General features: G+C 50.1%; 8 protein-coding genes. 4 read left to right on the forward strand and 4 right to left on the reverse strand.

Annotated elements, in window-relative coordinates:
• The first annotated feature begins 191 nt into the window (after positions 1-191).
• Together BJJ97_RS18155 and BJJ97_RS18160 are read left to right on the forward strand one after the other, a co-directional pair.
• Positions 192-1286, forward strand: a complete 1095-nt coding sequence (locus tag BJJ97_RS18155) for an NADH:flavin oxidoreductase/NADH oxidase (protein ID WP_095994865.1) — start codon at positions 192-194, stop codon at positions 1284-1286.
• A 260-nt stretch (positions 1287-1546) separates the two neighbouring features.
• Positions 1547-2467, forward strand: a complete 921-nt coding sequence (locus BJJ97_RS18160) for a Kdo(2)-lipid IV(A) acyltransferase (RefSeq protein WP_095699881.1) — start codon at positions 1547-1549, stop codon at positions 2465-2467.
• Between the two features lie 118 nt (positions 2468-2585).
• Here the strand turns inward: BJJ97_RS18160 and mdoH are convergent, their stop codons facing one another.
• Together mdoH and BJJ97_RS18170 are read right to left on the reverse strand one after the other, a co-directional pair.
• A complete protein-coding gene (gene mdoH, locus BJJ97_RS18165) occupies positions 2586-5150 on the reverse strand; it encodes a glucans biosynthesis glucosyltransferase MdoH (protein WP_095994866.1) in 2565 nt (854 codons plus the stop codon).
• Complete coding sequence (locus BJJ97_RS18170) at positions 5143-6645, reverse strand: glucan biosynthesis protein G (protein ID WP_095995398.1); 1503 nt, start codon at positions 6643-6645, stop codon at positions 5143-5145. The genes mdoH and BJJ97_RS18170 overlap by 8 nt, the downstream gene beginning before the upstream one ends.
• A gap of 442 nt (positions 6646-7087) precedes the next feature.
• Between BJJ97_RS18170 and BJJ97_RS18175 the strand changes: the two genes are divergently transcribed.
• Positions 7088-7570, forward strand: coding sequence for a DUF2946 domain-containing protein (locus tag BJJ97_RS18175; protein ID WP_095994867.1), 483 nt, complete (start codon positions 7088-7090; stop codon positions 7568-7570).
• A 102-nt stretch (positions 7571-7672) separates the two neighbouring features.
• Entirely contained in the window at positions 7673-9199 is a 1527-nt protein-coding gene (locus BJJ97_RS18180; protein WP_095994868.1) for a PepSY-associated TM helix domain-containing protein, read from the forward strand.
• 109 nt (positions 9200-9308) lie between these two features.
• Here BJJ97_RS18180 and BJJ97_RS18185 read toward each other — a convergent pair whose 3' ends face one another.
• Positions 9309-10973: a methyl-accepting chemotaxis protein gene (locus tag BJJ97_RS18185; protein ID WP_095994869.1), complete on the reverse strand. Its 1665-nt coding sequence runs from the start codon at positions 10971-10973 to the stop codon at positions 9309-9311.
• A gap of 863 nt (positions 10974-11836) precedes the next feature.
• Positions 11837-12118, reverse strand: a complete 282-nt coding sequence (locus BJJ97_RS18190; RefSeq protein WP_039480258.1) for a hypothetical protein — start codon at positions 12116-12118, stop codon at positions 11837-11839.
• Between the last annotated feature and the right edge of the window lie 49 nt (positions 12119-12167).

Below are 12167 nucleotides of genomic sequence, written 5' to 3' on the forward strand. Positions count from 1 at the left end.
CATCGAGCTATGGCTCGACATACTGAATCGCCCGGCATCATACCTGATAGCGCCAAGCCTGTCAGGGCATGAAATGGATAGCGCAACGAGAAAGAGTGATCTACCGTAAACCCATGACCTTACCGTAAACCAATAGCCTCTGGGATTCATTTTCGCTTTCATGAAGCACCATCATCGAAGGATCTGTCATTATGAGTCAGCTTTTCTCCCCCGTATCGCTCGGTAAACTCGAACTGCCCAACCGAATCATCATTGCCCCCATGTGTCAGTATTCAGCTGAGGACGGCAAGGCAACATCCTGGCATACCATGCATTTAGGTAACCTGTCACATTCTGGAGCAGGGCTACTTATTATTGAGGCGACCGCTGTCTCACCAGAAGGGCGGATTTCCCCGCACGATCTTGGTTTGTGGGATGACGCAACCGAACACGCTCTTGCTGGTGCGATTCACGCGGTAAAAACCTATTCTGCTATACCTCTCGGCATACAGTTGGGGCATGCGGGTCGCAAAGCATCAACGGGCGTTCCGTGGAGCGGACGGGCATTTCTGCGCCCGGAACAGGGGGGTTGGCAGACTATTGCACCATCGGCTGTTCCCTATAATGCCAGTGATGCGACACCACAGGCCATGTCAGAACCACAAATTCGTGCGCTAATTGACTCGTTCGTTGACTCCGCTAAACGTGCGGACCGTCTGGGCTTTGACCTGATAGAGATTCACGCGGCTCACGGCTATTTACTGCACCAGTTCCTTTCACCGCTGACAAATCAGCGCACAGATCGCTATGGCGGTTCGCTTCAAAATCGTATGCGTCTGGTCATTGAAATTTACCGCGCGATACGCGACGTTTTCCCTGCACATAAAGCCGTTGGCGTACGTATTTCTGCGACAGATGGTGTGGAAGAAGGCTGGGATCTGGAACAGTCTGTACAGCTCAGTAAAGCGCTACACGAATTAGGCTGCGACTTCATCCATGTTTCCAGCGGCGGGCTATCACCGTTACAACAGATTCACCCTGCACCAAATTATCAGGTGCCGTATGCGCAGCGAATTAAGCAAGAGGTTGGTATTACGACCATCGCCGTTGGATTGATCACCGAACCGGAACAGGCTGAAGCGATCGTTGCAACCGGTGAGGCTGATGCTATCGGGCTGGCTCGCGCCATACTTTTCGATCCACGCTGGCCGTGGCATGCCGCCGCCCGACTGGGCGCACAGGTATCTGCTCCTCCACAGTACTGGCGCAGCGAACCACGTTACGCCAGAGGTATTTTCAAACAATAGCGATAAGTATGATGTGCCAGGCGACCCAATCAGGGTCGCCGCGTCCCTCTCTCTGCATGCGGCATGCCACCAAAGGTCAAAACTCATTCTCTGGGAATGATACGATTAAGCCGGTTTTTTGCATAAAAATCAGCCAATAAGGCGGCGATAATTTGTTTTATTGGCAAAGCACCGCAATAATCTATCTTGCAGTTAGTCATTAACTCGATTTTTTTAACGGTTCGCGTGCTGACCAGCACCAAAATGTTGATACTGAGGCCATGACCCAAATCCCTTCTTTTAATCGTTCATTGCTACATCCGCGCTACTGGCTCACCTGGTTGGGCATCGGTATCCTTTACCTGATCGTTTTGCTGCCCTACCCCGTTATTTATCGTATCGGTACCGCGCTCGGCTATCTGGCTATACGCCTGCTACCAAAGCGCGTCAAGATCGCCACCCGCAACCTTGAACTGTGTTTCCCTGACATGCCACAGGCCGAGCGTGATGTATTAGTCAGGAAGAATTTTGAATCGGTCGGCATGGGCGTAGTTGAAACAGGTATGGCCTGGTTTTGGCCAAATTGGCGTCTTGAACGCTGGTTTACGGTTACAGGCCTTGAGCACATACGCCCGGAGAACGAGCGGGAGCAAGGCGTATTACTGATCGGGCTGCATTTTTTAACGTTGGAACTCGGTGCGCGAGTTTTTGGGATGCACAATCCGGGAATCGGCGTGTATCGTCCGAATGATAACAAGCTGATTGACTGGTTACAGACATGGGGAAGGCTGCGTTCCAATAAATCCATGCTGGACCGGAAAGATCTTAAGGGCATGATACGCGCCCTCAAACAGGGTGACATCATCTGGTATGCCCCAGATCATGATTATGGCCCGCGCAGTAGCGTATTCGCCCCGTTGTTTGCCGTAGACACCGCGGCAACCACCCGCGGGAGCTATATGCTGATAAAGACGGCGCTTCCGGCAATCATCCCATTTGTGCCACGCCGACTGCCCGAAGGAAAAGGTTATGAATTACTGATTCAGCCTGCTGAACAGGGTGCGCCTGTAGATAATGAAACCGTGACCGCCGCCTGGATGAACAAGGTTGTTGAAAAGAATATTCTGTTCGCCCCAGATCAATACATGTGGCTACATCGCCGTTTCAAAACCCGCCCAGAAGGTGAACCATCCCTTTATTAACTGATGCACTCCTGTAGTTTCAGGCATTGTGACACCTTATGACAGACGAAAAAAAAGCAACGGCATTGATTGCCGTTGCTTTATCTTTCACACCACTAGTTTTCTACACTACAAGCAGTTAGCTTTTGATATGAGGTGCAGGCAGTTTTTGGTAAGACTCAACCCACGCAGCATACGCTTCCGGTTTTTGCCACACATGGTAGTGCAAGCGCGAGATCGTAACGGGATCGCTAAGCAATGCCAGACGCTGATTATTGCTCACCTCTTCTGGCTTACGACTCAAAGCATCACGCACATTTTGCTCACGTACGTCTTCAATTGCCTGGCTGAAGCGATGACGCGCCGTTGCCATTGCACTGGCAAGGGCGTTAACTGACGGATCAAAGACGGCCTGCATAAACCCGTTATCGAGCCTACGTTGGTGGTTCAATCGGCAATATTCATCCGTAGCGACCAGTTCGCGTGGCGGATTAAACTCTTCCGGGATCATCAACAGCTTCGCACGCTTACAGCTCAGTCCCAAGGCCGCACGGCTCGAATAAACCGACACGAACGGCGACAGAATCAGTGAGAAGACAATCGGTGATAGCCACCACAAGAAGCGCAGATCCAACCATGCCATGCCAATCGCCCAGACCAGTCCGAGAATCAGCTGGGAACCGTGGCGCACAAATGCTTCGCTCCACGGCGTCGCATCGTCGTCACGCTGTGGAGAATTCCACTGTACCGACCAGCCGAGAAACGCACTGACAACAAACACCGTGTGGAACAGCATACGAACCGGTGCCAGCAGAACCGAGAACAGCATTTCCAGCAACAGAGAAAGGAAGACTCGGACAGCGCCGCCGTACTCTTTTGCCCCTTTCGCCCACACCAGAATCACGCTCAATAGTTTTGGTAAGAACAGCAAGACTAATGTCGTTGAAAAGAGTGCGATAGCCAGTTCTGGCCGCCACTGTGGCCAGACGGGGAACAGCTGTCGAGGCTGCAAGAAGTACTGTGGTTCCATCAGCGTATGCACAACCTGTAAGGCTGTAGAGAGCACCAGGAACATAAACCACAGCGGCGCAGACAGATAAGACATCACACCAGTAAGGAAAACGGCACGGTGAACCGGATGCATGCCTTTAACTAGGAACAACCGGAAATTCATCAGGTTACCGTGGCACCAGCGGCGGTCACGTTTCAGTTCATCCAACAGGTTAGGCGGCAACTCTTCATAACTTCCCGGCAGGTCGTATGCGATCCACACACCCCATCCTGCACGACGCATCAGCGCCGCTTCAACGAAGTCGTGAGAAAGAATCGCACCAGCGAACGAACCTTCACCCGGCAGCGGTGCCAAGGCACAGTGCTCGATGAACGGTTTAACGCGGATAATGGCGTTATGCCCCCAGTAATGCGACTCACCCAGTTGCCAAAAATGCAGGCCGGCGGTGAACAACGGGCCGTAAACACGCGTTGCAAACTGTTGGCAGCGTGCATACAGCGTATCCATGCCAGAGGCTTTCGGCGACGACTGGATGATACCGGCGTTCGGGTTCGCTTCCATCAGTCTGACCAAAGACGTCAGACATTCACCGCTCATCACGCTATCGGCATCCAGAATCACCATATAGCTATACTGGTTACCCCAGCGACGGCAGAAGTCATCGATATTGCCGCTCTTACGTTTGACGCGACGACGGCGACGGCGATAGAAGATACGCCCTGCTCCGCCGACATCACGGCACAGTTCCATCCAGGCTTTTTGCTCTGCTACGCAGATATCGGGATCGTTACTGTCACTCAGGACGTAAATATCAAAATGCTCAAGGTTGCCCGTCGCTTCAACTGATTCATACGTGGCACGTAATCCCGCAAACACGCGTTCTACGTCTTCGTTACAAATCGGCATGATTAACGCCGTGCGATGCTCAGGATTCAGCGCCTCGTTACCCACCGTCGTGGAAGAGATGCTGTATTTGTCTCGACCAATCAGCAGTTGCAGGAACCCCATCAGCGCGGTCCAGAACCCGGCCGACACCCAACAGAACAGCACTGCAAACAGAACGAGTATGCCGCTTTGTAACACATAAGGCAGCAGTTGCATCACCGAGCGCGTCCACGGCTGACCCGCCATTTCAAACGGATCGATCAGCGCCCACCCCTGATAAGGCAGGATGGTTTTCATGTACCAGGTTGCGATCGCCGTCTGGAACAGCGTCAACGCCAGCAGAATATAGCGGCGGATTGTCCCCACCAGACGCCAGCGGTTTTCGGAAATTTTCTCTTCCGGGCTGTAATGAGGACGAGGCGGTACGGTACGGCCCAGCAGACTTTCCCACCAGCGAATCAGTGGGTTCGTCCGCCAAACATCAGGGAACATAGAGGCACGGGTAATGACGGGCATCGCTTTTAATGCCGTCCGCCCTTCCCTGTCTGTTCCGAGCTGCTTACCGTTGTCCAGACCATCAGCCCAGGCCATTTCAAGACGAGCCTGCACGGAATGCAACGCTGCATCCTCTTCAGACTGAACATTGACCTGGCTACCTTCAGACTGGTTACCTTCAGACAAGGCCTGATGCAAAACGGCCTGATCGTTCCAGGCCGCTTGCGGTAATTTTTCGCGAAGAACCTCTGCCTGCGGAGCAGGCAGAGGAAGTTTCTCAATGTAATCGAGAGAAGAAGTTGACTTATTCATTAGCAGGCAGCTGATTGCTCCAGGTTTCAGTCAATGTCGTCTCGCCATTAACCAACGCAGCTCTCATTTCAGTCGGCTGTTTCGCATCCTTCACACGCAAACGCAGCGTCAGACGCCAGCCATGAGTTACCGGGTTATAGCGAACATTATTTTCTACAATCTCGCCGTTGTCGCCAATGCTGACCTGAGAGGCTACCGGAGCGTTCTCATCCAACTCTTTTAAATTCGGTCCAACAAAATCCACAATGTAAGCGATCGTGCCGTCAGGCTGGCGGATCAGGTTAGATTGTTTAACATCACCGGCAGAACGGCGAGTTTGTTGAACATAGGCAATGTTCGGGGAGTGCAGTTGATCTTCGTCGCGCGTAAAGTGCAGACGATATTTAATATCCAGCGGTTTGCCCGTTTCAGGCAACACATCCGGCGTCCAGAAAGCAACGATGTTGTCATTGGTTTCATCCGCGGTAGGGATTTCAACCAGTTCAACTTTCCCTTTGCCCCATTCGCCTTTCGGCTCAATCCAGCCGCTTGGACGCAGATCGTAACGGTCGTCAAGATCTTCGTAGGCAGCGAAATCACGGCCACGCTGTAGCAGACCAAACCCTTTCGGATTTTCTACCGCATACGTGCTCACAGACAGGTGCTTAGGATTATTCAGCGGACGCCAAATCCATTCTCCATTACCGGCATGGATTGACAGACCGTTAGAGTCGTTCAGCGCTGGACGATAATTCAGCGTTGGTGACGGCTGATTCGGCCCAAACAGATACATACTAGTCAGCGGAGCGATACCCAGCTTGCCCACTTTATCACGCAGGAAGACTTTAGCCTGAACATCTACGACGCTGTCACGACCTGGATAAACGGTAAAACGGTAAGCCCCTGCGGCGCGCGGCGAATCCAACAGCGCATAAATCACCAGGTGTTTATCATTTTGTTTTGGACGTTCAATCCAGAACTCACGGAAGCGCGGGAACTCTTCACCAGAAGGCAAAGCCGTATCGATAGCCAGACCACGGGCGGACAAGCCATAAATCTGGCCTTTACCTACAACACGGAAATAGCTGGCACCCAGCATGCTGACAATTTCATCGTTCTTATCTGCTTTATTGATCGGATAGAGAACTTTAAAACCAGCAAAACCGAGATTTTTAACCGTTTCAGGATCGTGATTAACGGAACCAAAATCAAAATACTCAGGAGAGTATTTAATCTCATCAACCGTTGTCGCCGTCACTTCATTAATTTTTACCGGCGTATCGAAATACATGCCCTGATGGTAAAACTGGAGCTTGAAAGGCGTCTGTACATTATTCCAGTATGATTTATCGTTATTGAAACGAATCTGCTGATAGTCCGCAAATTTCATATCACGGAATTGCGCAGGCAGATTACTTTTCGGCGCTTCAAAACCCTTTTGTGCCAGCTTTTCAGCCTGCTGTGCCACATCATCAATAGAAAATGCCCAAGCAGGCACTGCGCTTACAGACAGCATAACGGCGGCGGACAGCCAGCGAAGGCTAGCAACCCGCTGTTTAAACCCAAATTTATTATCCAGCACAGCTCCCCCTGTTGGTGTGCTTCAATCAACTAAAATCCATATTAATGGATAAGTTAGCTTTCCGACAACTTGATAAAGATATTGTTCATCATAATAGGTCAGCGTTTAAACAACGAGAACGATAAAGCATGATAAACCGGGTTGTAAAAATGGAAAACAGCCACGGACTATAGCGAATATCGACCTGCGCGTGCGTAGGATTATTCCGTTTACGCCCGCGCCATTTCCTTTGCCCCACCGATAAAAACCGTAACGGATAGCGACGACAGTTCACATGACGTGTGAGGTAGGGTGGATATAAACATTTGTGTAACAATGCCAGGGCAAGTAAAGTACACTCCTTGGCTGAACCCGGTATTATTGAATTAAGACTGCTATGCTTTTGTCCGCGCTACGACGGCGAAGTTTCCCAGCCTGGGTCGGCATCTTCGCTATTTTGACCATTTTCATTGCCCCAGTGATTTCACAAACACTGGTGCTTCATGGGGCCCATGCTCATGAAAATGGTACAAACCCGCCTAGCTCGGCTGCACATACGACCAACGCGCATGATACAACAGCGTCCACCAGCCACAGCGGCAGTATAGCCGAACCGCGTCATAATCATACCGGACATGAGATGTCCCGGCATCACGCGACGCAATCACACCATTCGCCTTCATCACCGTCCATGATGATGGATCATGCCGCTTGCGGTTATTGCGTACTCTTTTCGTATACGCCGGCGCTGTTCGCAACAGGATCTCTCAATCCCATACTGACCGCGTCTTTATCTGAAGCGCTGGTTATTCACTTTATCTCCCGCATTGTCCTTCCTGAACGTTATGCTTCCCCTGTAGTCCGCGCCCCGCCTTTCTGAATCACGCATCATCATGCTTATGTGCATTTATAACGCATCGCGCTATACCCTTTCAGGTGTGGCGTTTGATCATTTTTTTGCTAAGTGATTTCAGAGGGTTCTATGTCACACCCTAATCAGGCATCAGCCACTGCTGCCGCCTCTGGCGCGCGCCCAGCCGGAGAAACGGCGTCGGATAAACACGCGATGGATAACGTATCGCCACGTGCCGCAATCGTTGCCCTGTTCATTCGGCTTCATTTTTATATCGGTATTTTTGTCGGTCCTTTTATTTTTGTCGCCGCTCTCACAGGGACGCTGTATGTCCTGACGCCGCAGATTGAAAATCGGCTGTATTCACACCAGCTTTTCACCGAAAGTCAGGGGACGACGTACTCTCTGGCTGAGCAAATCCATGCTGCACAGGCGGGGCTCGCTCACCATCAGGATGCAAAATTACTTGCGATACGTCCTGCACCTGCCGCCGGAGAAACCACCCGAGTTATGTTTGCCTTGCCGGAATTGGGGCCATCAGAAAGTCGCGCCGTTTTCATCGATCCCGTTTCACTGGAAAATCGCGGCAGTGAGATTGTTTACGGCACCAGCGGTATTCTGCCCTTCCGTACCTGGCTTGATTACCTGCACCGCGGGCTGCTGTTAGGCGATGTCGGGCGTAATTACAGCGAGCTGGCAGCATCCTGGCTGTGGGTTGCGGCACTGGGCGGCATTGTTATCTGGTGGTCAACCCGACATCTGTCGTCAGCGACCAGACGGCGGAAATTGAAGAATAGCCAGACGACAACAGCAAAGACGCAGCGTCTGCGCCACTGGCACGCCACGATGGGGCTGACCCTTGTGCTGGGTTTGCTCTTTTTCTCCGTAACGGGGTTAACCTGGTCGCAGTGGGCGGGAAGCAACATTTCTGTCGCGCGTACCGCGCTAGGGTGGCAGACCCCATCGGTGAACACGCAGTTGCCCGCACCGATGTCTCATCACGATATGATGCACGGTCACGATATGGCGGCGATGGCTACGGATGAACATGCTGAACACCATGCGTCAATGCCAATGGGGGATGCTGAAGCCTATTCGCCGGCGTTATTTGATGAGGTGCTGGCTGCCGCACGTCATGCCGGGATTGATGCCAATAAAATCGAAATCCGCCCAGCCACCAAGCCGCACCGTGCCTGGACCGTCAGTGAGATCGATCGTTCCTGGCCAACGCAGGTTGATGCCGTGTCGGTTAATCCAGATACGCTAGAGATTGTAGACAAAACCGATTTCAACACCTTTCCGCTTGCCGCCAAGCTCACCCGCTGGGGAGTGGATGCACACATGGGCGTGTTATTCGGTTTACCCAATCAACTCATCCTCGCGGCATTTGGTCTTGGGCTCTGTACGATGATTGTATGGGGTTATCGGATGTGGTGGATACGTCGTCCAAAATCTCGCCATGACGCCAATCCGGTCAACACGCTAACTGCGGCATTATTACTGGTCCCAGTCTTTCACCGCGTGCTGATTGCGCTTATTACGCTACTACTGGCCGTAAGCTTGCCCGTTATGGGGATCAGCCTGCTCATCTTCCTGCTCATTGATGTTGTTCGGTGGTATATGAATCACCCTAAGCAGACCATCGCTAAACACTGATTTTCGTACTGCCATCATTGCCCGACACGGCAATAAAAAACCGCCATTGTGCTACACAATTTGTGCACACAATGGCGGTCAATCAGCAATACCAGTTAACGACAAGACGTTAGAACGTGGTCCAGTCTGCTAACTCACCTTTGGCTGCTGTTTTTTCTGTACGGCCATTTTTAGGGGCAGCCAGTGCAGGCGTTTCTACTTTTCTATTTAACGCCGCACTTTTATACGATGCACCCAGATTGAATACGCTAACCGTACGCGCAAGACTATTCGCCTGATCCTGTAAAGAGAGCGCAGCGGCGGCAGATTCTTCAACCAACGCCGCATTTTGCTGGGTCGTTGTATCAATCTGTCCAACGGCCAGGTTGATTTGATTGATCCCATCACTTTGCTCACGGCTGGCCTGCGCAATTTCGCTGATAATTCCCGTTACGCCCTGCACATTCGTCACCAACGAGTTCATCGTGACGCCGGTTTTTTCTACCAACCCCATGCCGTCCTGCACTTTCTTGAACGAGTCATCGATAAGTTCTTTGATTTCTTTTGCCGCCGTAGCGCTTCGCTGAGCCAGCGCACGTACCTCACTGGCGACAACGGCAAACCCTCTGCCCTGCTCACCAGCACGTGCCGCTTCAACGGCCGCGTTCAGCGCCAGAATGTTAGTTTGGAATGCAATGCCATCAATCACGCCGATAATTTCCGCCATACGCTGTGACGAATCACGGATACCGCGCATTTCCTGCGTGACTGTTTCCATCATGATACCGCTTTTTTTCACGGTTTCAGACGCGCTAGCCGCAAGGTCTGTCGCCTGCGTCGTATTATCGGCGGTATTTCTTATCGTCGACGTCAATTGTTCCATCGATGACGCCGTTTCTTCCAGCGAGCTGGCCTGTTCTTCCGTGCGGGCAGATAAATCCTGGTTCCCCGCAGCAATTTGCGATGCAGCGCTGGAGATCGTTTCTGCCCCGTCACGCACCTGGCTGACAATCTGCCTTAAGCTGCTGTTCATATTATTCAAGGCGGATAACAGCTGACCGGTTTCATCTTGACGATCGGTGTAAATTTCAGAAGTCAGATCGCCTTTCGCGACATTTTCGGCAACACCCAGCGCTTCCTTTATCGGCTGAGTGACGCTGCGGGTAATCAACGAAGCAATGATCAATCCAGCCAGCGCACTGATGATAATGATCGTGGCGAGAACCATCAGCGCATTTTTATAGCTGTCACCCACCTCTCGCGCTGAGGATGACATTTTGTCATCCTGTACGTCGATGAACTCATGAACTTTGCTGGTGTATTTCGCCTGAGTAACACGCGTTACGTTGAAGTATTCTTCCGCAGCGGCGTCGGTGTTTCCTGCCGAAACCAGTGAAGAGAGCTTATTCGCGGAGCCGAGGAAATCACGGCGAATGTCGCCAATATCACGCAGTATCGCAACGGATTTATCGTCGCTTACCGATTGGTTCAAATACTCCATGAGTTCAGATATCGTTCCTGAACGCTCTTTGTTCAGCGCCAACTGTTTGTTAATTTCGCTTTCTGATTTCAGTAGTAGAAGCAGCTGCTGGTTATTGAGGTAATTATTCAGCTCATCAATGAGCTTGTTACTTTTGACGGTGAGTGGGTAATTTTGCGAAACAATCTCATCCATTTTTTCGTGAAAATCACTTAGCTTTGAGATGGCAACACTACCAATTACCAAAAGCATCAATACCAAAAAAGAAAACCCCGCCCCTAATCGATATCCTATACGCCAGTTGGACAAATTCATTAACATCTCCTTAATTAATTTTCTCTATCTGTATAAAAACATATAATTAAAAAATTAATATTTATTCAATAAATACAGATAGCTCCAATACCCTTTTTCATAACAAAAAATACACATATCTGGACAGACTATTTATATGCCCTGGTGAGAAACATAAAAAATATGTAGTCAGGCATGCTCATCAAACCACATCCATCGCGATGCAGCCGAATGGGTCTAGCCAGATACCGCGCTTGATGCCAGATATCTGCACATACTGGCAGTGGAAAAAATGTCATCCTTTACACCTCATCTTTCACCGCACGTTCCCGTACCATGAGTGGCTTCTTACATCCCCATGTCCCATAAAACTCAGGAACATTATCGCTACTGAAATTAGGGTTAAATAGCAGCAATAAGGGTGAATAAAAACCAGAACAATTTTTCCTTACGCCGAAGGGGGGTATCGGCCTTTTGTAGATAATCTTTATATTTTCTAACTTATGGATTTAATATCTATTAAATCGATCATTTTTTTATAATCTATCTATTTATAAGATATATGTTTTTTCAGAGAGGATAAATATTGCATTTAGGATGTAACAATAAACTCAAAAATAAAAGGTAACAATTCGTTATAAAATTAAATAAACACTGTCTACGTTTATATTATGTCGCGCATGGGAAATGGGAATAGATGGGATTAAACAAATAAGGTGCGATCGCATACTTTCTAGTGATTCTTGCTTTCTATACAAGCAACATGACAAGCAGAATGCTTTGAACAAAAATACGCACCCAGATGTCTTTTATCGAGACGTCTGGGTGCGTATTTTGCTATTTACTTTTTGAATCAATCAGAGATTCAAAGTCACATTCCAACATTACTTTTTCTTGGAAGTCGCTTTAGATTTACCTTTCAGCAATTCTCGGACTTTCTTTAGCTCTTTCTGCGTCAGCGGCACTTCTGCACCGACTTCTTCTGTCCCCTGGCTGTCCACCGACTCAGAAGACAGTTCAGAAGCCTGATGGCTTTCATCAAAGCTCCTCAGCAACCGGGCACTGACTTCTGCACTGATAGATACTTCGTTTTCCAGGGCAGCCGCTTTGATTTTTTCTTTCAGCTCTGGGGAAATCTTCAGGGACAGGCTAGATATCTCACTCATTTTATTACCTTTCTCATGGGGTAAAATAGTAAGCTATGACAGCCAGCCT

This window comes from Pectobacterium polaris, from assembly GCF_002307355.1.
GTDB lineage: Bacteria > Pseudomonadota > Gammaproteobacteria > Enterobacterales > Enterobacteriaceae > Pectobacterium > Pectobacterium polare.

Bases quoted from the DNA above. Each gene is read 5' to 3' on its own strand.
- BJJ97_RS18155 (WP_095994865.1), top strand. From the start codon at position 192: ATGAGTCAGCTTTTCTCCCCCGTATCGCTCGGTAAACTCGAACTGCCC.
- BJJ97_RS18160 (WP_095699881.1), top strand. From the start codon at position 1,547: ATGACCCAAATCCCTTCTTTTAATCGTTCATTGCTACATCCGCGCTAC.
- mdoH (WP_095994866.1), bottom strand. From the start codon at position 5,150: ATGAATAAGTCAACTTCTTCTCTCGATTACATTGAGAAACTTCCTCTG.
- BJJ97_RS18170 (WP_095995398.1), bottom strand. From the start codon at position 6,645: ATGCTGTCTGTAAGCGCAGTGCCTGCTTGGGCATTTTCTATTGATGAT.
- BJJ97_RS18175 (WP_095994867.1), top strand. From the start codon at position 7,088: ATGCTTTTGTCCGCGCTACGACGGCGAAGTTTCCCAGCCTGGGTCGGC.
- BJJ97_RS18180 (WP_095994868.1), top strand. From the start codon at position 7,673: ATGTCACACCCTAATCAGGCATCAGCCACTGCTGCCGCCTCTGGCGCG.
- BJJ97_RS18185 (WP_095994869.1), bottom strand. From the start codon at position 10,973: ATGAATTTGTCCAACTGGCGTATAGGATATCGATTAGGGGCGGGGTTT.
- BJJ97_RS18190 (WP_039480258.1), bottom strand. From the start codon at position 12,118: ATGAGTGAGATATCTAGCCTGTCCCTGAAGATTTCCCCAGAGCTGAAA.